20 protein-coding genes and 4 tRNA genes are annotated in these 20,140 nt (G+C 40.6%); 17 read left to right on the plus strand and 7 right to left on the minus strand.

Annotated elements, in window-relative coordinates:
• Window positions 1-4: 4 nt before the first annotated feature.
• The 3 genes from ruvX to recN form a co-directional block, all read right to left on the minus strand.
• Window positions 5-448: a Holliday junction resolvase RuvX gene (gene ruvX, locus CL42_RS05665; protein WP_035266001.1), complete on the minus strand. Its 444-nt coding sequence runs from the start codon at window positions 446-448 to the stop codon at window positions 5-7.
• Window positions 441-995, minus strand: a complete 555-nt coding sequence (locus CL42_RS05670) for a YqgE/AlgH family protein (RefSeq protein WP_035266003.1) — start codon at window positions 993-995, stop codon at window positions 441-443. The genes ruvX and CL42_RS05670 overlap by 8 nt, the downstream gene beginning before the upstream one ends.
• An 81-nt stretch (window positions 996-1,076) precedes the next feature.
• A complete protein-coding gene (recN, locus tag CL42_RS05675) occupies window positions 1,077-2,744 on the minus strand; it encodes a DNA repair protein RecN (RefSeq protein WP_035266004.1) in 1,668 nt (555 codons plus the stop codon).
• A 316-nt stretch (window positions 2,745-3,060) separates the two neighbouring features.
• Here recN and CL42_RS05680 point away from each other — a divergent pair, with 316 nt between their 5' ends.
• From CL42_RS05680 to CL42_RS05690, 3 genes are all read left to right on the plus strand, one after another.
• Window positions 3,061-3,384 (plus strand): pyrimidine/purine nucleoside phosphorylase, encoded by a 324-nt coding sequence (locus CL42_RS05680; protein WP_035266006.1) that lies wholly within the window; start codon window positions 3,061-3,063, stop codon window positions 3,382-3,384.
• A gap of 136 nt (window positions 3,385-3,520) precedes the next feature.
• Window positions 3,521-4,267, plus strand: a complete 747-nt coding sequence (gene rlmB, locus CL42_RS05685; protein ID WP_035266007.1) for a 23S rRNA (guanosine(2251)-2'-O)-methyltransferase RlmB — start codon at window positions 3,521-3,523, stop codon at window positions 4,265-4,267.
• Between the two features lie 6 nt (window positions 4,268-4,273).
• Window positions 4,274-5,200 (plus strand): DMT family transporter, encoded by a 927-nt coding sequence (locus CL42_RS05690; protein WP_035266008.1) that lies wholly within the window; start codon window positions 4,274-4,276, stop codon window positions 5,198-5,200.
• A 16-nt stretch (window positions 5,201-5,216) separates the two neighbouring features.
• Here CL42_RS05690 and coaE read toward each other — a convergent pair whose 3' ends face one another.
• Genes coaE through pilB form a run of 4 tightly spaced genes read right to left on the minus strand, consistent with a single transcriptional unit; the run spans window position 5,217 to window position 9,677 of the window.
• Entirely contained in the window at window positions 5,217-5,819 is a 603-nt protein-coding gene (coaE, locus tag CL42_RS05695) for a dephospho-CoA kinase (RefSeq protein ID WP_035266010.1), read from the minus strand.
• Window positions 5,820-5,860: 41 nt separating this feature from the next.
• Window positions 5,861-6,721 carry a prepilin peptidase gene (locus tag CL42_RS05700; RefSeq protein ID WP_035266012.1) on the minus strand — a complete coding sequence of 287 codons (861 nt, stop codon included), beginning with the start codon at window positions 6,719-6,721 and terminating at the stop codon, window positions 5,861-5,863.
• Window positions 6,721-7,947 (minus strand): type II secretion system F family protein, encoded by a 1,227-nt coding sequence (locus CL42_RS05705; RefSeq protein WP_035266014.1) that lies wholly within the window; start codon window positions 7,945-7,947, stop codon window positions 6,721-6,723. The genes CL42_RS05700 and CL42_RS05705 overlap by 1 nt, the downstream gene beginning before the upstream one ends.
• A 20-nt stretch (window positions 7,948-7,967) precedes the next feature.
• Window positions 7,968-9,677, minus strand: a complete 1,710-nt coding sequence (pilB, locus tag CL42_RS05710) for a type IV-A pilus assembly ATPase PilB (RefSeq protein ID WP_035266015.1) — start codon at window positions 9,675-9,677, stop codon at window positions 7,968-7,970.
• A 261-nt stretch (window positions 9,678-9,938) separates the two neighbouring features.
• Between pilB and tpiA the strand changes: the two genes are divergently transcribed.
• From tpiA to CL42_RS05780, 14 genes are all read left to right on the plus strand, one after another.
• The gene (gene tpiA, locus CL42_RS05715; RefSeq protein ID WP_035266016.1) at window positions 9,939-10,730 is read left to right on the plus strand and encodes a triose-phosphate isomerase; all 792 of its coding nucleotides are present in this window, start codon (window positions 9,939-9,941) and stop codon (window positions 10,728-10,730) included.
• A 13-nt stretch (window positions 10,731-10,743) separates the two neighbouring features.
• Window positions 10,744-11,073 carry a preprotein translocase subunit SecG gene (gene secG, locus CL42_RS05720; RefSeq protein WP_035266018.1) on the plus strand — a complete coding sequence of 110 codons (330 nt, stop codon included), beginning with the start codon at window positions 10,744-10,746 and terminating at the stop codon, window positions 11,071-11,073.
• A gap of 53 nt (window positions 11,074-11,126) precedes the next feature.
• A tRNA-Leu gene (locus tag CL42_RS05725) sits at window positions 11,127-11,211 on the plus strand.
• A gap of 48 nt (window positions 11,212-11,259) precedes the next feature.
• Window positions 11,260-11,336: transfer RNA gene (locus tag CL42_RS05730), tRNA-Met, on the plus strand.
• Window positions 11,337-11,417: 81 nt separating this feature from the next.
• A tRNA-Met gene (locus CL42_RS05735) sits at window positions 11,418-11,494 on the plus strand.
• 91 nt (window positions 11,495-11,585) lie between these two features.
• Window positions 11,586-11,662, plus strand: a tRNA-Met gene (locus tag CL42_RS05740).
• A 202-nt stretch (window positions 11,663-11,864) separates the two neighbouring features.
• Entirely contained in the window at window positions 11,865-12,389 is a 525-nt protein-coding gene (gene rimP / locus CL42_RS05745; protein WP_035266019.1) for a ribosome maturation factor RimP, read from the plus strand.
• 39 nt (window positions 12,390-12,428) lie between these two features.
• Complete coding sequence (nusA, locus tag CL42_RS05750; protein WP_035266021.1) at window positions 12,429-13,913, plus strand: transcription termination factor NusA; 1,485 nt, start codon at window positions 12,429-12,431, stop codon at window positions 13,911-13,913.
• Window positions 13,914-13,927: 14 nt separating this feature from the next.
• A complete protein-coding gene (gene infB, locus CL42_RS05755) occupies window positions 13,928-16,642 on the plus strand; it encodes a translation initiation factor IF-2 (RefSeq protein ID WP_035266024.1) in 2,715 nt (904 codons plus the stop codon).
• The gene (locus CL42_RS05760) at window positions 16,642-17,046 is read left to right on the plus strand and encodes a ribosome-binding factor A (RefSeq protein WP_035266025.1); all 405 of its coding nucleotides are present in this window, start codon (window positions 16,642-16,644) and stop codon (window positions 17,044-17,046) included. The genes infB and CL42_RS05760 overlap by 1 nt, the downstream gene beginning before the upstream one ends.
• A gap of 151 nt (window positions 17,047-17,197) precedes the next feature.
• On the plus strand, window positions 17,198-17,788 hold the full coding sequence (locus tag CL42_RS05765) for a LemA family protein (RefSeq protein ID WP_035266027.1): 591 nt from the start codon (window positions 17,198-17,200) through the stop codon (window positions 17,786-17,788).
• Between the two features lie 24 nt (window positions 17,789-17,812).
• The gene (locus CL42_RS05770) at window positions 17,813-18,883 is read left to right on the plus strand and encodes a TPM domain-containing protein (protein ID WP_035266038.1); all 1,071 of its coding nucleotides are present in this window, start codon (window positions 17,813-17,815) and stop codon (window positions 18,881-18,883) included.
• Window positions 18,877-19,437, plus strand: coding sequence for a TPM domain-containing protein (locus tag CL42_RS05775; RefSeq protein ID WP_035266028.1), 561 nt, complete (start codon window positions 18,877-18,879; stop codon window positions 19,435-19,437). The genes CL42_RS05770 and CL42_RS05775 overlap by 7 nt, the downstream gene beginning before the upstream one ends.
• 182 nt (window positions 19,438-19,619) lie before the next feature.
• Window positions 19,620-20,111: a pilin gene (locus tag CL42_RS05780; RefSeq protein WP_035266030.1), complete on the plus strand. Its 492-nt coding sequence runs from the start codon at window positions 19,620-19,622 to the stop codon at window positions 20,109-20,111.
• Window positions 20,112-20,140 lie beyond the last annotated feature (29 nt).

Here is a 20,140-nt window from a genome sequence, read left to right on the forward strand (position 1 = left end):
TCTATTAAGGTTGAATACCTTGAGGATTACGATACCAACTTTCAATAAATAAAGCAGCTGCCAAGCTGTCTGCGGACAACTTTTTTCCACGCCCTTGCGCCTGATAATGATCGAGTTCATCACGCGCTTCGCGAGTTGTTAATCGCTCATCCACCATCCATGTTTCTATATTGGTTTGGTGTCTTAAACGACGAGCAAATTTACGTGCTCGTGTTGATAGTTCCGATTCGCTATCATCCATATTCAGTGGTAGCCCGACTAAAAACAGATTTGGAGAATGCTGTTTTACAATTTTGAGTAGATCATCCCAATTGGGAATGCCATCTTTCATCGGTAAAAGTGAAAGTGGCGTAGCACTTTCAATAATGGACGATCCTACAGCCATTCCTGTTTTTTGTGTGCCAAAGTCAAAGGCCATAATGAGTTGAGCGGTAGTTGAATCAGGCATGTCCAATCTCAGATGAAAGCCATGTACGATCGACCCCCATTTTTCTATAGGCAGCGTCCCAGCGATCGTCATAGGGTAAGTTAAAAATCAAATCCATATCAGAGTCACAAATGAGCCAGTCACCTCGAGCGATTTCTTGCTCCAACTGGTTTTTACTCCAACTTGCATAGCCTAAAGCAATTTGATAGCGACCAACACCTTCATTGTGTGCGATTGCATCAAGAATATCCTTTGAAGTTGTTAAACAGAGATTTTCACCTACAGCGATGGACGCATGCCAAGTAGGTTGACCCGTATGAAGTACAAAACCCGCTTCTGGTCGTAAAGGACCACCTTGTAAGACATCATGTGGGTGAACATGATCTGCAACGATATCAAGATCTGTTAAGAGTTCTTTAACCTGAATCCCAGCTGGACGATTGATCATAATTCCCTGCGCACCTTCATGATCATGACGAGCAATATAGACCACACTATTTGCGAAGAAATCATCTGCTAAATCAGGTGGGGCAATCAGGCAACGGTGCGTTAGAAATTGTTTACTCACCTAATGGCTTCTCCTATGTTTGAGTATCACTATACTTCAACATACTAGACTTATGGGTTTTCAACAATCCTTTTAAAATAATCAAGATGTGCTGGTCTGAAACTTTAATTGTCTTAATTGTTTTGCATGTTGAAGGGTAGTCTCGCTAATTTCGACACCACCAGTCATACGAGCAAGCTCTAATATCCGTTGATCTTCATCAAGCTCAACGATAGTGCTGCTAGCAGGGTCTGTTTGCAGTTTTTTCACTAACAAATGTTGGTCCGATTGCGCTGCAACTTGGGCTTGATGTGTAATACATAGAATTTGAACATGTTGACCTAATCCAGCCAATAAGCGACCGACAATCTCAGCTGTTCCACCGCTGATGCCCACATCAATTTCGTCAAAAACGAGTACTTCAGCTTCAGTTTTTTCTGCATTCATGACTTGCATGACCAATGCAATACGTGACAATTCACCACCAGACGCAACCTTCGCAAGCGGTTGAGGTGGAATCCCTTTGTTTGCTGTGAACAATAATTGAATAAAACTAAACCCTTCAGATGAAGGTTGCTCCAGAGGATCAAAACGGAATTCAAAATGAGCTTCTGGTAAAGCCAGTTGCTTGACTTGTTCTGTTAAGAGTTTGGCTAAGGGTTCTGCTGCTTTACGACGGATATCATCTAGATATTGAGCTTTCTCTATAAACTGTTGATGTGAAATTTCAACTTGTTCAGCCAAAGTCTCTGGATCTTCAAGCTGATGTAATTGTTCTAGCTCTGCCTGCCAATGTTCGTATTCTGATTTTAAATCTTCGGGTTGTACTCGATATTTGCGCGCTAAACGATGGAATATTTCCAGTTGTGTGTTTAACTCTTCCATTCGTTCAGGATCAAAACTCTGACGGTCAATGAATTGTTTTAAATTAGCACTGGCATCATCGAGTTCACTTTGCGCATTTAATAATGAGTTATAAATTTCAGAGAGTAAATCACTACGACCTGCATGAGATTCAAGCTTGCGAATAATACTTGAAATTTCCTGAGTGATATTTTGATCAGACTCATCTAAAACGTTGATTGCATAACTACAATCTTGCATGATGTGTTCATGATGACTTAAGCGATCGAACTCTTGTTCAATTTCTTTATAGTCAAGTCGAACCACTTCTTCTAATTCTTCTAATTGAAGATTAAGTGTCTCAATGCGTTGAAGGCGGGTGGTCTGTGCATCAAGCGCAGCTTGATGCTGTCGGATATTTTTTTGCCATGTGTTATAACTGTCTTTGACAGCAAGCGTATGTTGACCAAAGTTGCTGTAACGATCTAACCAATGTTTTGGATAGGGCGGTTCTAACAGTTGTTGCTGACTATGCTGGCTGTAAAGTTGGACTAAGAGTCTGCCTATTTCCTTTAATTCTGACAGACTACTTGGACGTCCATTGATCCAAGCTTTACTACGACCTGTAGCAAATATTACCCGTCTTAGATGAATTTCACCCGATTCATCTGCCAGCTCATGAGTGCTTAACCATTCAGCTTCAGGACTTTGATCTTGATAACTAAATACGGCTGTAACATCAGCCTTATCTGAACCATAACGAACGTAATTCGTATCAGTACGCTCGCCTAAACACGCTGATAATGCATCGAGTAATAAAGATTTACCTGCACCAGTTTCACCCGTAAGAACATTGAAACCTTGATCAATATCAATGGCTAAGTTATCGGCTAAAGCAAAGTTGATCAGATTAAGGTGTGTCAGCATAAACGCATCCGAGCTGCGAAAGTGTGGATTCTAAGATAGAGAAATTTTGTTTTAGTCTCAAGTCACGACATTTGAATATGAGAACTTTTAGTTTGCATTTTAACTGAAATTAGGTTGATTACTAGTGACTGAATATATTCTTTTACCTGTGTACAAAAGATATATAGAAGAAATCAAAAAAATCTTTAAATTTCATCATTAGGGAACAAAAGTTGCTTATAAAAACCATTGCAAAACACTGATTGATTAGTTGCTCGAGCGCAATTAAACTACGGCAATTAAAATTTATAAAATGCGCATTATTTGGAGAATACGCATGTCATCACAATTTGATCATGTATCTGTTGTAAAAAAATCAAATGTTTATTTTGGCGGGACGTGTATTAGCCACACTGTTCAATTTGAAGACGGTACGAAAAAAACACTTGGGGTTATTCTACCGACGGAACAACCGCTTATTTTTGAAACACATGTACCAGAGCGTATGGAAATTATTTCTGGTGAATGTCGTGTCACAATTGCAGACAATGAAGAACATGAGCTTTTCCGTGCAGGGCAGTCGTTTTACGTGCCTGGTGAGAGCCGTTTCAAAATCGAAACAGATGACGTATTAGACTACGTTTGTCATTTCGAAGGCTAATTACCCAAAAAAAATTTGACCAACATTCAATGGTCAAATCGGTTAAACTATTCGCTATATAAAATCCTGTAAAGTTGGCTTTGCGGGATTTTTCTTTTCTATATTATTGTATTGTCTTAGTGAGTTGAGGTCGTTCATGGCTAAACCCGAATATTATTATGGCGTTCATTCTGTGGAGTCATTGTTGGAGTTAGAACCTGAACGCGTTTTGACTCTATTTGCACTAAAAGGTCGTGAAGATCAACGTTTAAAACGTATTTTTGAGTTGGCTGAACCTTTCGGAATTAGTATTCAAAAAGCGAGCCGAGACAGCCTTGAAAAACTGGCTGGACAACCTTTTCATCAAGGTGTCGTTGCTGCAGTTCGTCCTCATCCAACGCTGAATGAAAATGATCTTGAGCAATTAATCAAAAGTACAGACAATGTTTTTTTACTGGCGCTTGACCAAGTGACGGACCCGCATAATTTGGGTGCGTGTATTCGAACTGCGGCAGCCATGGGCGTACACGCGGTTGTTGTTCCTCGTGATCGTTCTGCGAGCTTAACACCAACGGCTCGTAAGGTTGCTGCTGGTGGTGCAGAGAAAGTTAAATTTATCCAAGTGACGAATTTGGCTCGTACTTTAGCCAAAATCAAAGATGATTTTAATGTACGAGTGATTGGCACGATGTTAGATGAGCATGCTCTACCTATTCACGAATGTGATTTGACTGGTCCTGTTGCAGTGATTATGGGTGCTGAAGATACTGGTTTAAGACCGATTACACAGGCGCAATGTGATCATAAAGTTTATATTCCAATGAGTGGCAATTTACAAAGTTTGAATGTGAGTGTGGCGACAGGCATGGCACTTTACGAAGCGTGTAGACAACGTCAAGCCTAATTAGAGATGGCACTTTCAGATCGAGCCCAAGGCTATTTTTTTCTTATTACTACCATGTGCATCTGGGGGGGATTTACCCTCACTGCACGATTAAATGCGCTATGGCATATCAATACGTGGGACATTGTGGCACTGCGTTTTTCACTGGCTTTTTTGATCTTAATGCCGATTCTACTTTATCGTAGAGAAGCCTCTTTTTTAATTAAAAAAGAACCATTTATCTTGGCAATGATTGGTGGTGTGATCTATTGTTTGTTGGCTTATAGCGCATTTCACTATGCACCGACTGCGCATGCTGCAATTTTTCTCAATGGTTGTATTCCTATTTGTACTGCCATTGTGGCTTTTATATTGATGAAGCAGGCTTTTGATCGTCATACATGGGCAAGTTTGATCATTATGATCACCGTGCTCGGTATTATGAGTCTCCTGATGTATCGTGAATCAGGCATTCCTTTTGGTGCTGGTGATGGATTATTCTTCTTGAGCGCCATTTTTTGGGCAATATTTACCGTATTACTGCGTAAATTCCAACTGAGTGCATGGCAGGCGATGTGTGGAGTTGCCATCTGGTCAGCCGTGATTTATGTACCCATTTACGTGTTATTTTTACCCAAAAATCTTAGTACTCCTGAGCCTCAGCATTTACTGTTTCAAACAATATTTCATGGCATATTCGTGGTCATTATTGCAACATTAACTTATGTGGAAGCGATTAAAAGACTCGGGGCTTTTAAAGCAGGGAGCATTACCAATTTAGCGCCTTTTTTAGCTGCAATTTTGGCAGTGCCTTTGTTAAATGAACCTTTAAGTATTGCAATGTTAATTGGGTTGTTGGGTATGGCGATAGGCGCATTACAACCATGGCGATGGCTGCGTCGCCAAGATGCACTAAGCCAAAAACTTGAGCAACAAAAAAAGCAGTCTTCTTAGACTGCTTTTTTTTAATCTAAGCTTGTTGTGCAAGACTAAGATAATATTGGTGTTTTACTGCGAGTTGTTGATAGAGATGATCAAGTTCACCATCATTAATAACAACATCGTCTGCACGTTTTAATTTTTCTTCACGAGACATTTGCGCACTCATTATTTTTTTAATTTGCTCAATGTCTTGATGATCACGTTGCGAAGCACGCAAGATTTGTAATTCTGTGGATGCATCGATCAGTAAAGTACGTTGAGTAAGTTGGTGTTGATTGGTTTCAAATAAGAGTGGGGAAACTAAAATGGCATAAGGACTGGTCGCCCGTTGTAGTTGTTCAATAATCGATAGGCGAATTGCAGGATGCGTAATATTTTCTAATATCTTTCTAGCTTCAGGATGTTTAAAAATATGGTCTCTTAACGCTCTGCGGTCGAGTGCGCCATCTTCCAATAGCACCCAATCCCCAAAATGATCTTTAATTTTTTGTAGTACAGGTTTTCCAATTTCAACCACTTCACGTGCTACGATATCTGCATCAACAACAGTAATACCTTGTGTTTCAAACCACTGACTTGCAGCAGTTTTTCCACTTCCAATACCACCTGTTAAGCCCAAAATAAAGCGCATGTAAAAAACCTTGTAATTATCATAATGGGGCTTATTTTAGCTTAACCGCCTAAATAAACCTTCATAATTTCGTTACCCCATAAGAATGCAATCCATCCAGCAATCGCAATATAAGGTCCAAAAGCAAAGGGCTGATTTTCTTTTTTGACTTTCATCAAAATGATGCCGATGATTGCACCGACTAAGGATGAAAGTAGGACAATGAGCGGTAATAAAAATGGACCCATCCATGCACCAAGCGCGGCCAGTAATTTGAAGTCGCCATATCCCATTCCTTCTTTGCCTGTCACGATTTTAAATAGATAGTACACCACCCATAAACAGAGGAAACCAATCAAATAACCCCAAATGGCGGAGGTAGGTGAGGTGTAGAGTGCATAGCTATTTACCGCTAAACCAAGTGCAGCCAAGGGGAGAGTATATCGATCGGGTAAAAGTTGTGTATCGAAGTCGATGAATGTGAGTGCGATCAGTGTCCACGTTAAAATTAAGCCAAAAAGCATTTGTAGGCTTGGACCAAATACCGCGACGACCACTAATGAGCAAACAGCAGTCAAAACTTCTACCAGTGGATAACGAATGCCAATCGGATTTTCACATTCACCACATTTTCCACGTAAAAATAACCAACTTATCACGGGGATATTTTGATACCAACGAATAGGTGTTTTACATTTCGGGCAGGTCGATGCAGGTTTACTTAGCGTGAGCTTATCTTCATCAATTATGGCTTGGTCGGGATGTAAAAACATCTGACAGTCTTGACGCCATTCTTGCTCCATCATTTTAGGTGTGCGGTAAATGACAACATTTAAAAAACTGCCGACACATAAGCTGATGATTCCTACAGTTAAATAGAGTGCTGTAGGCGATTGAATTAAATACGCAATTATTTCGTTCATTACACCACAGAACCCATTTGGAAGATTGGAAGATACATTGCGATGACTAAGCCGCCGACCAAGACACCTAGAATGGCCATAATCAAAGGCTCCATCATGGAGGTTAAGCCATCGACAGCATTGTCGACTTCACTTTCATAATGGGTTGCAACCTTATCTAGCATAGCATCGAGTGAACCCGATTCTTCACCAATCGCTACCATTTGCACAGCCATAGATGGGAATAAATTGGTCGAGCGCATAGCGAAATGAAGTTGTTGACCAGTCGCAACGTCGTCACGAATACGCATAACTGCTTGCTCATATACCACGTTATTCGTTGCACCAGCTGTTGATTGGAGTGCATCGATTAAAGGGACGCCGGCAGCAAATGTGGTTGAAAGTGTACGGCTATAACGTGCGATAATTGCTTTATAAACCAAATCACCAAAAATAGGCAGCCTTAAAGCCGTGCGATCTAATGCATCCGCAAATTTTTGACTACGTTTTTTGGCTTCAATAAAGCCGATAATGGTCAGCGCGATACCGATAATTAAAATAAACCAATATTTTTGCACCCACTCAGACATTGCCACTACGAGTTGCGTGAACGCAGGTAAGTCTGCGCCAAATGAGCTAAACATCTCAGAGAAGACAGGAACCACTTTGACCATCAAAATAATGGTCACAATAATTGCAACAACAATGACAGCAATTGGATACTTCATCGCTTTTTTAATTTTTTGTTTGAGAACTTCACTTTTTTCTTTATAAATCGCGACTCGATCGAGCATGGTTTCAAGCGCACCTGATTGCTCACCTGATTCTACCAATGAGCAGAATAACTGATCAAAATGCTGAGGATATTTGCGTAGTGCACCTGCAAAAGTATTACCACCTTCGACCTCAGTTTTAATACCCAAAACCACTTCACGCATTGCAGGATTATCTAAGCCTTCTGCAACAATTTCAAAGCTTTGAACAAGTGGTACACCTGCTTTCATCATGGTGGCAAGCTGACGCGTAAAGATGGTGATGTCCAAAGTAGACACTTTCTTCTTCATTAAGCCTTCAAGAATATTCTTGCGCTTCTCGCGGATACTACGCACCGTAATGCCTTGTTTGCGGAGCATGACTTTTGCAAGTTGAATATTACGCGCAGGCATTTCACCTTTAACTTTGGTTCCCTTGCGATCCACGCCGTCATATACAAACGTTGGCATCATCTGTGCTTTTTTCACCGCCATAATGATTTCCTTATTTTTAATTATTCACTGGTCACTCGATTCACTTCTTGTAAAGAAGTAAGTCCGTTCATGACCTTAATTAATCCTGAACGTCGAAGATTCTTAAACCCCAGTCTTTCAGATGCAGCTGCAATCTCTAACGCATTGCCATCATCCATAATAATCTTCGAAATTTCAGGTGTCACTTTCATGACTTCATAAATACCGACACGTCCTTTATAACCATCACGGCACTCAGGACAACCGACAGGTTGATAAATTTTAAAATCTGGATCTGCTAAATCCTGTTCTGTGAATCCCATTTCTAACAAACTTGGTTTAGGAATATCAGCAGGTACTTTACAGTGTACACACAGTCGTCTAGCAAGTCGTTGAGCAATGACGAGATTCACCGAAGTTGCAATATTAAAAGAGGGAACCCCCATATTGCGCAACCGGGTTAAGGTTTCAGGAGCACTATTGGTATGAAGTGTAGACATCACCATGTGGCCTGTTTGTGCTGCTTTAATTGCAATTTCAGCTGTTTCGAGATCTCGAATCTCCCCGACCATAATAATATCAGGATCTTGACGCAGGAATGATTTCAATGCGACTGAGAAGCTTAAGCCCACTTTATAGTTAACGTTGACCTGATTAATGCCTTCTAAGTTAATTTCTACGGGATCTTCTGCTGTAGAGATGTTGGCATTTTCAGTATTTAAAATATTCAATCCTGTATAAAGCGATACTGTTTTACCAGAACCTGTTGGACCCGTAATCAGTAACATGCCTTGAGGCTTCTCAAGTGCCTCAAGGAATAAAGCTTTCTGATCTTCTTCATAACCTAATGCATCAATACCGAGCATTGCACTAGACGGATCCAAAATACGTAATACGATTTTTTCGCCAAATAGGGTTGGTAATGAGTTCACACGAAAATCAATCGCTTTAGTACGAGATAATTTAAGCTTAATACGGCCATCTTGCGGAATACGCTTTTCTGAAATATCCATTTGAGACATAACTTTCAAGCGTGAAGCTAATCGATTCGCGAGTTGCAATGGTGGATTTGCAATAGTTCTTAAAACACCATCAACGCGGTATCGAACTCGGTACGTTTTTTCATAAGGTTCGAAGTGTAAATCTGATGCACCCATGCGAATGGCGTCAACCAAAAGCTTGTTGATGTACTTAACAATCGGGGAATCATCACCTGAAGGACCATCATCGTTATTATTTTGCGGTGTATCGTTCTCGACCACGTTAACGTCAAGATCTTCATCACCGAAATTGAAATTCTCATTTTCAGAAAAATGCTTTTCGATCAGTTTTTCAAGTTTATTATGTTCTACAGTAATAGGAACGACGTTTAATTTACTATTAAATCGAATTGCTTCCAATGCTTCGATATCTGTAGGATCACTCGTCGCTACAAATAAAGATATACCTCGTTGATATAAAGGTAAGATTAAATGTTTTGTAACAAGATTTTCTGCAACGATATCTTTGGGTAGTAACTCAACATTATATGCATCTAAATCGAACAATGGCTCCCCAAACTCTTGAGCAACCATTTCAGCAATCGTATTTGCTCGTATTTTGAGATGTTCAACGAGGTAAGGTACTAATTTTTGATGAGATTTTTTTGAATTAATAATAGCATTTTGCATTTGCTGGGAGGTCAAAATGCCTTCATCAACCAAACGACGACTTAACCCAGAAAATTTTGGCCCACTTTGATCTAAAGTCATCCCCAATACGCCTTAAATTCATTTTATAATTCGAATATTAAAATTATACGGTTATAAGTAGAAAATTCTATACTTAAAATCATTAATATTATCCGAAAACTATGAAAAAATTGAATTTTTTCACTTATTCTGTTGGGTATTGTGTCTTATGTTGTCTTTTTTTAAAGAATTCTAGGTGCTGAATCTGTATCCATTGAATTTTTACGTTAATTTTTTAAAATCCGTGTAGAATGTGCGCATTTTTGATAGAAGGTTAGATCTATGTCGGGTTCGACAATTACTCCGTGGGTTGTAGGCAATTGGAAAATGAACCCAATGCAGGCTAACACGCAACAGCTTTTAGCTGATTTGAAACAACAGCTTGAGCAAGCTTCAATCGCTCATGATGTTTGTAAAATTGGTGTTGCGCCAACTTTATTGGCTTTACTCCAAGTAAAAAATGAACTTGCAACAGATGCTCATGAAGTGTTTGTGGTCGCTCAAGATGTATCACGTATTGCGGGTACTGGTGCATTTACAGGTGAAGTTAGCGCAGATCTTTTAAAGGATAGCCAAGTCGATTATGTATTAATTGGACATTCTGAGCGTCGTGAAATATTTAATGACACGCCTGCGATTCTTAATGAAAAAATAAAAAATGCTTTAGCTGCTAACTTACATATCATCTATTGTGTGGGTGAAAGCCTTGAACAGCGTGAAAGTGGGCAAGCTGAGCAAGTGGTGTTACAACAAATTTGTGACATTGCAGGTGTTGTGAATCCAGAGCAATGGGTGCATATTACCGTCGCTTACGAGCCAATTTGGGCAATTGGAACTGGTAAAACAGCTTCCCCGGATGATGCACAAGCAATGCATGCTAAAATTCGTGAAGGATTGAGTCAAATTACACCTGAAGGTCAAAATATAGCAATTCTTTATGGTGGTAGTGTAAAACCTGAGAATGCTGTTGAATTGGCAGCATGCCCAGATATTAATGGTGCCCTCGTAGGCGGTGCATCACTCAATGCAGAATCATTTGTTCAAATTGCGCAAGCATTTGCTCAATCAAAATAATTAGGAGTTCATCATGCAATCTTTTGTACTGGTGCTACACATCATTTTAGCGTTATTGATGATTATTTTAATTCTAGTACAGCATGGTAAAGGTGCAGATGCTGGTGCGTCTTTTGGCGGTGGCGGTGCAGCGACTGTATTTGGCGCTTCTGGTTCTGGTAACTTCTTAACACGTTTAACCGGGATACTTACTGCTTTATTCTTTATTACAAGTATTAGTTTGGCTTACTTTGCAAAGCAGCAAACGACAGATGCTTATGGTTTGAAAACGATTAACACAACTGAGCAAGTTGATCAAAAATCGCCTGAAACTTCATCAACTGCACCAAAACCAGCTGAATAATTGAATATTTCGCTTTCAATTTTTCATTGAAACCACTAGAATGCGTCACAGCTGCGGTGGTGGTGGAATTGGTAGACACGCTACCTTGAGGTGGTAGTGCTTTCGGGCGTGGGGGTTCAAGTCCCCCCTTCCGCACCAACTTATAATCCAGAAGTTTAAGTTGGTGTTTGCAGCAAAATCTGTTGATGCGGGATGGAGCAGTCTGGTAGCTCGTCGGGCTCATAACCCGAAGGTCGTTGGTTCAAATCCAGCTCCCGCTACCAATCAATCCTATAATTAAGATGCAAACTTAAGATAGGCAACTTAAACAAGGTTTGAGTTGAGATATACTTTTTGCACGTTGATGCGGGATGGAGCAGTCTGGTAGCTCGTCGGGCTCATAACCCGAAGGTCGTTGGTTCAAATCCAGCTCCCGCTACCACTTTTGATTAAGGTGCAACTTAATCAAGTCTAATTAGAAAATTTTTCTGATTGAAAAATGATTCAAATTTAGATATAATTTTGCACGTTGATGCGGGATGGAGCAGTCTGGTAGCTCGTCGGGCTCATAACCCGAAGGTCGTTGGTTCAAATCCAGCTCCCGCTACCAAGTTTCTAAAGAGGCTCACAACTAGGTGGGCCTTTTTGCACAGTGGGCATTGCTTTTCTGTGCAATAATGGGGGCGAATGCGCCCTTTTTTGTTATCTATCGTGTAGTGTGGACATCAATTGGTCAAATAATCATGCTATCACTATAGTTAGTCTGTGTCGGTCTATTGGCCGATTGAATCGCACATAAATGACGAGAGTAAATGAAGTTATCAAATAAAACCCAAGCATTGTATGAACTGATCGCACCCGCTGTTGAGGCGTGCGATGTTGAACTATGGGGTTTAGAATTTACACCTCAGGGTAAGCGTTCGCTAGTACGTATCTACATTGACAAGCCTGAAGATCCAAACAAAGAACCTGTTATTTCCGAAGACGGTGAAATTGATCTTGGTCGTGGTGTGGGTGTGCAAGATTGTGTACGTGTTACCCAACAAGTTGGTGCAATCCTCGATGTTCATGATCCAATTTCTGGTGAATATGCATTAGAAGTTTCATCACCAGGTTGGGATCGCACTTTCTTTAAACTTGAACAGATGCAAGCATATATTGGTCAACAAGTTGCTTTACGTTTGATTTCTGCAGTGGATAACCGCCGTAAATTCCAAGCGAAACTGGTTGCTGTAGATGTAGAAAATGAAATGATCCAAGTTGAAGTTGAAAAGCAACAAGTGCTCGAGATCGATAGTCACAATATCGATAAGGCCAACTTGATCTACCAAGACTAAATTAATCTTAACTAAAAGAATTTGAATAGTAGGTGACTTATGGGCCGTGAAATTCTTACCGTTGCTGAGACGGTTAGTAATGAAAAAGGTGTTAGTCGTGAAGCGATTTTCGAAGCGCTCGAGCAAGCTCTAGTTGCTGCAACGAAGAAAAAATTCTACGAAGGCACAAATTCTGAAGAAGCACAGTTGCGCGTTGAAATCGATCGTAAGACTGGTGAATACCGTACTTTCCGTCAATGGACTGTAGTAGCAGATGAAGATCATGAAATGCCTGCATGCCAAGACGCGATTTCTGATGTGGACCCAGCGAAATGGTCAATCGGTGATGTGCGTGAGCTTGAAGTAGAATCAATTGAATTTGGTCGTATTGCAGCTCAAATCGCGAAGCAAGTTATTGTTCAGAAAATTCGTGAAGCTGAACGTGCGCTTATTGCAGATGCATATGAATCTAAAGTTGGTGAGTTAATTTACGGTGAAGTAAAGAAACAAACTAAAGATGGTTTCATCATTGACCTCGGTGAGAATGCGGAAGCATATCTTGCACGCGAAGAAATGATCGCAAAAGAAATTTTACGTCCTAAACAACGTGTAAATGCGATTTTATTTAACGTAAACCGTGAAGGTCGTGGTGCGCAGCTACAACTTTCTCGTGCTAAGCCAGAAATGTTAATGGCATTGATGAAAAAAGAAATTCCAGAAATTTCTGAAGAAATCATCGAAATTAAAGCTGCTGCACGTCAACCGGGTGTTCGTGCTAAAATTGCAGTGAAAACGAACGATCATCGTATTGATCCAGTTGGTGCATGTATTGGTATGCGTGGAACACGTATCCAAGCTGTACAGCAAGAATTAAACGGTGAACGTATTGATGTTGTAGTTTGGTCAGATGATCCAGCTCAATATATCGCAAGTGCTTTAGAGCCAGCAGATGTATCGGGTATTGTGATTGATGAAGAAGAACGCACAGCAGATATTATTTTTGCTACAAGCGATCAATTGGCGCGTGCAATTGGTTCTCAAGGTCAAAACGTACGTTTAGCTTCTGAGTTAACTGGTTACAAGCTCAATATGATGCTTGAAGAAGAGTACCGTGCTCGTCAACAAAATGAAGCACAGCAATATCTCGATATGTTTGTAGGTCGTCTTGATATTGAAGAAGACCTTGCGATGGCATTGGTAGAAATGGGCTTTACTTCACTTGAAGAGATTGCTTACGTTCCAGCTGAAACATTTGATGAAATCGAATTAGATGCAGAAACGGTTGAGCTTTTACAAAGCCGTGCGAAAGAAGTTGCATTAGCAGATGCACTGAAAGAGCAAGAAAATATTCAAGAACCGAGCGAAGAGCTTCTAGCGATGGAAGGAATGAGTTCAGAGCTTGCTTATGCATTAGCGGCTCGCGGTGTAATCACAGTAGATGATTTAGCAGATCAGGCAACTGATGATATCTCTGATATCGAAGGTTTAGGTGCTGAGAAAGCAGGTCAATTGATCATGAAAGCACGTGAATCATGGTTTAATTAACGAGGAGGTCATACATGACGGATAAGTCAATTAAAGAGTTAGCAGTCAGCGTAGGTCTTCCAGTTGAAAAACTATTAGATCAGGTGCGAGATGCTGGGTTGCCTCAATCTAAGGCAGAAGACACAATCTCAGTAGAACAGCAAGACCGTTTAGTCGCTCATTTGAAAAAAGCGCATGGGCAAGACAGCGGCAGCGCAGGAAAAATCACGTTGAAACGTAAAACTACGAGTACTGCAAAAGTAGCAAGTACATCAGGTAAAGCTAAAACTATTAACGTAGAAGTTCGTAAGAAGCATACGTTCACTAAGCCAGATCCTGAACAAATTAAAGCTGAAGCATTGGCAAAAGCAAAAGCTGAAACTGAAGCAAAAGCACAGCAAAAAGTTGAAGTTAAACCAGCTCAAGCTGAAGAGAAGGCGCAACCTGCAGTAAGTAAAGCGAAAGCGAACTTAGATGCAATGCGTGCTGCAGCGAAACAATCGAGTGAGAAGCAAGAAGTTGCTAAAGCTGCGGTTGTGGTTAAGCGCAAGTCAACAAATAAACCGATTGTTAAACAAGCAACTAAGCCAACTGAAACTGCAGAACAGAAAAAAGCACGTGAAGCTGAAGCTGCTAAATTAAAAGCAGTCGAAGAAGCAGCACGTCGTAAAGCAGCTGAAGAAGCACAACAACGTACGCTTGAACAAATGCGTCAGATGGCTTCTAAGTACTCTAATGAAGATGCAACTGCAACGATTCGTGTGGTCGATGATTCTCCATTGGCTGCTGGTCTTGTTGGTCAAGCATACGAAGATTCATTTGCGAAAGAAGACCGTGACATTAAGCGTGGTAATAACACACCAGGTGCGCGTTCTCCTAAGAAAGGCGGTCGTCGTGGTCAAGAAGAGCAATCTTTCCGTGACAACTCTCATAAACGTGGTTTGAAATCAAGCCAAGCTAATAAACATGGTTTCGAGAAGCCAGTTAAAAAGCAAGTTTATGATGTTGAAATCGGTGCAACTATTGTTGTTGCTGACCTTGCTGCAAAAATGGCGATTAAGGTTCGTGAAGTAATTAAAACACTCATGAAAATGGGTGAGCTTGTCACTCAAAACCAATCAATCGACCAAGATACAGCAGTTCTAGTGGTTGAAGAAATGGGTCATAACCCAGTTCTAGTATCAGATACTCAAGCGGAAGATAACTTGCTTGAAGCGGCTGAAGAAGCACGTGGTGCACAAACAACGCGTCCACCAGTGGTTACTATCATGGGTCACGTTGACCATGGTAAGACATCGCTTCTTGATCGTATTCGTCGTGCGAAAGTAGCGCAAGGTGAAGCGGGCGGTATTACACAGCATATCGGTGCTTATCACGTTACAACGGATAAAGGTATTATCACTTTCTTAGATACTCCGGGACACGCAGCATTTACTGCGATGCGTTCACGTGGTGCGAAAGCAACTGATATCGTTGTATTGGTGGTCGCAGCTGATGATGGTGTTATGCCACAAACAGCGGAAGCGATTGACCATGCTCGTGCAGCAGGTACGCCAATCATTGTTGCAATCAACAAGATGGATAAAGAATCTGCTGATCCAGATCGCGTATTGAATGAATTGACAACTAAAGAAATCGTGCCTGAGCAATGGGGTGGTGATGTCCCTGTCGCGATGGTTTCTGCGCACACCGGTGCAGGTATTGATGAACTTCTTGACTTGATCTTGATTCAATCTGAACTTCTAGAGCTTAAAGCTTCTGAAGAAGGTGCGGCACAAGGTGTTGTAATCGAAGCACGTGTTGATAAAGGCCGTGGTGCGGTTACTTCGATTCTTGTTCAAAATGGTACATTAAAAGTAGGTGACCTTGTTCTAGCTGGTGCATCTTACGGTCGTGTACGTGCGATGACTGATGAAAATGGTCAACGTATTAAGTCTGCAGGTCCATCGATTCCAGTTGAAATCTTAGGTCTTCCAGAAGCGCCAATGGCAGGTGACGAAGTTCTTGTTGTAAATGATGAGAAGAAAGCACGTGAAGTGGCTGATGCGCGTATGGATCGTGAACGTCAAAAACGTTTAGAGCGTCAATCTGCAATGCGTCTCGAAAACTTAATGGCTTCAATGGGCAAAAAAGATGTGCCGATTGTGAATGTTGTTCTGAAGACAGATGTTCGCGGTACATTGGAAGCGCTTCATGTTGCATTGGCTGAACTTTCAACTGATGAAGTGAAAGTGCGTGTAATTGGTTCAGGTGTTGGTGCGATTACTGAGTCTGATGTCACACTTGCAGAATCTTCAGAAGCATTCTTATTAGGCTTTAACGTTCGTGCAGATAATACAGCGCGCCAAAAAGCTGACGCAGATGGTATCGACATCCGTTACTACTCAATCATTTACCAATTGATTGATGATGTGAAAGATGCAATGAGTGGTAAGCTTGCACCAGAACATCGTGAAACAATTCTTGGTGTGGCTGAAGTACGTGAAGTATTCCACTCGAGTAAGTTTGGTGCTGCAGCAGGTTGTATGGTTCTTGAGGGCTTATTACACCGTAATAAACCAATTCGTGTCTTACGTGATGACGTGGTTGTGTTCCAAGGTGAACTTGAATCACTTCGCCGTTATAAAGAAGTGGTTGAAGAGGTTCGTGCTGGTATGGAATGTGGTCTTGCAGTCAAAGGCTATAAAGACATCAAAGTGCTCGATAAAATCGAAGTCTATGATGTTCAATTAATTAAACGGAGTCTTTAATGGCGGGTAGTCAACGTCTTAAGCGTATGGCGGACACGGTTCAGCGTGAATTGTCTGAACTTATCCGTCAGGAGCTGAAAGATCCACGCTTAGGTGGTCTTGTGACCATCTCAGCGGTGAAAGTGAGCCCAGATTTAGGCTATGCTGAAGTTTATGTCACGGTCATGGGGCGTGAACTTGGTGATGAGCAAAGTGAAGCAGCAAATAAAGATACTCTAGATGTTTTAAATAAAGCATCAGGTTTTCTGCGCCATGAGCTGAGTCGTCGTATTAAAACACGTATCACACCTCGTTTACGTTTCCATTATGATAAAACTAATGCATACGGAAACTACATGTTTGGTCTAATTGCTGAAGCTGTGAAGGACTTACCTCCAGCTGACGATAAAAAAGACGAAGAGTAATTTCAAACAAAAAGCCACCTTAGGGTGGCTTTTTTTATCTTAATGTTTTTATATAAATTAAAGCCATAAAATAAATGCTACATTCAATTTTGAATTTGCGTATACAATATTTTTAATTAAACAAATACAAATAAATAATGAGGTTGATGTCATGCAAATTTTAAAAAAATCAGCTGTTGTGCTTGCATTATCAAGTACCTTGCTTTTCACAGGTTGTGGGTACAATACACTTCAAGCGAAAGATGAAGCGGTGACTGCATCATGGTCTGAGGTACAAAACCAATACCAGCGTCGAGCAGACCTTGTTCCGAATTTGGTGAATGTAGTTAAAGGATATGCAAAACATGAAGAACAAGTTTTAACTGAAGTCACAGAGGCACGTGCAAATGTTGCAGGGCTCAAAGTTGATAAAGAAGTTCTTGAAAATCCTGAACTATTCAAGCGTTATCAAGAAGCGCAATCGCAAATGACAAGTGCATTATCACGTTTGCTGGCAGTGACTGAAAACTATCCAGATCTTAAAGCGAATGAGCAATTCCGTGATTTGCAGGTACAATTAGAGGGTACAGAAAACCGTATAGCAGTTGCGCGTAATCGCTATATTTCTACCGTCCAAGATTACAACACCTATGTTCGTCAATTCCCACAAGTCGTAACTGCGAAAGTCATTGGCATGGATGCAAAAGAAAACTTTAGTGCTGAAGCGAGTGCACAAAAGGCACCAAATGTTTCTTTTGATTAAATCAATGATTATAAGTTGATGAATATGAGCATGAGAACTCAGCATCTTAGACACAATAGTATGAAATTACTTTCATGGCTATTTGTCTTTGCGATGACCTGTACATTGCAAATGGTTCATGCAGAAACTGCAACAGCAGTAGATCATGAGTCTGACGCGATTGTGCTGGGAAAAGTGATTCAACCCAACTCAACAAATCCATCATCAGGTGCTCAGCAAAATAACCCAACACAAGTTCCTCCTGTTACTGTTACAAATGATATGCAGGAAGGAGACATTCAACGTCAACTCCCAACATTGAATGAACCTGTGATAGATCAGGCGAATATACTTTCTCCTCAAGTAAAGTCTGAACTCGATACAATAATTCGCGGTCTATATAATGAGGGTAAGGCTCAAATTGGGATCGTCATCGTTCCGACAACTGGTCAGGAAGGTATCTTTGATTTTGCAATGCGTACAGCACAGACTTGGGGGTTAGGTTCTGCTCAACAAGATAATGGTTTATTAATCGCAGTGGCGATTAATGATCGAAGATTACATATCGCAACAGGTTATGGGTTGGAAGGAGTGATTCCAGATATCGTTGCGAGTCGAATCATTCGCGAACAAATCACCCCTTATTTTAAAGTCAATCAATTTGGACAGGGTTTAATTGCAGGGGTCAGAGAAATTGAACGAATCGTTAACCTTGATCCGGAAATTGCCCAACAAGCCGCTGAAGAACTGAAACTTAGACAAGAACAAGCCTTAAAAGCGCAATATGCAAAAGAAAAGACATTTAACACGGTATTATTTATTTTAATCGCTGGTGTGATTGGTTCTTTTATTATTGGTAATCGTTTAAGTGCTTCGGTCGCGGGCGTTACTGCTTTTGCTGCGAGTATGATTTATGGTTCAGGGATTATAATCAGCTTAATTGTGGGTATTGGAATTTTCTTTTTATTATTTACATCCATCGCACAGTTGATTTTCCAAGCATTTTTATCTGGCGGAGGACGTGGCGGCAGTGGCGGTCGAGGCGGATTTGGCGGTGGTGGCTTTAGTGGCGGTGGTGGTGGCTTTGGTGGGGGAGGTGCGTCAGGCTCATGGTAACAAAAACAGAAACGACAGAAATTATCACTGAACCAAGGTTGCAACAAGCATCTCAACCGAGTTTTAAGCGCTGGATTAGGCACTTTTGTTATTTGCCTGCGTCTAAACGTTATTTTTCCAAGATGGACCAAAATGCGATTGCAGAGGCAGTGAAACAAGCGGAGCAAGGTCATGTTGGAGAGATCCAAGTGGTCATAGAGGGATATATTCCATGTGCCTTGGCTTATTCAATGAATACTCGTCAGCGAGCAGAACAACTTTTTGCTGAATTAGGTGTATGGGATACAGAGTTTAATAGTGGTGTACTGATATATTTAAATCTATGTGAGCAGAAAGTTGAAATTGTGATTGATCGTGGAATTCAAAAGGCAACAACGCAACAGGATTGGCAAGCAATCTGTGATCACATGATCCGTGAGCTAAAAAATAAAAATTATAAACAGGGTGTTATTGTTGGCGTGATGGAAGTCGTGGAAATTTTGAATCGTTTTTATGATGATAAAGTGCAAGATTTAGAAAATGAGCTCAGTAATCAGCCAATTATTTTAAATTGATTCAAGAAAAGTGACAAAAAATGTCACTTTTTTACATAAATTAACATTAAAAATAAATTTGAAAAATATTTATTGGCAACTTTGAGGCGTTATCAGAAAATAGCATCAGTTAGTTAGCAACAACAAAATCTATTTTGGGGATAGGTTGTTAACTTTGAACTTAAAAAATTAGGAGAGATGTTATGAACGCTCAAAAAGGTTTTACTTTAATCGAGTTAATGATTGTTGTTGCAATTATCGGTATTCTTGCTGCAGTAGCGATTCCAGCTTACCAAAATTATGTTGCTAAATCACAAGTAGCTGTTGGTTTAGCTGATATTAGTGGTGGTAAAACAAATGCGGAAGCTCAATTATCTGAAGGTATTTCAAGTGCTTTAAGTACTCCAGCTAAAGTTGGATTAGCTGCTAATTCGACGGCATGTTCAACTATTTCCGCTAATATTGGCACTGATGGTAAAGGTGTAATTAATTGTACGCTTAAAGGCTCAGCAAGAATTAATGGTAAATTAATTCAATGGGTGCGTACAGCGGATGCAGATGCAAGCAGTGATCCAAGTGCGCCGTCAGCAGAGTCTATTGGTCGTTGGTCATGTGTTACTAACGTTGTTAGTGATTTGGCACCAAAATCTTGTAAAGTTGAATCTAGTATTACTGCTCCAAGTTCTCAAGGTTAAAGAGTTTAAGAATCTAAGAAATAAAAAAG

Origin of the sequence: Acinetobacter sp. Ver3 (assembly GCF_000632455.1) — a bacterium.
Lineage (GTDB): Bacteria > Pseudomonadota > Gammaproteobacteria > Pseudomonadales > Moraxellaceae > Acinetobacter.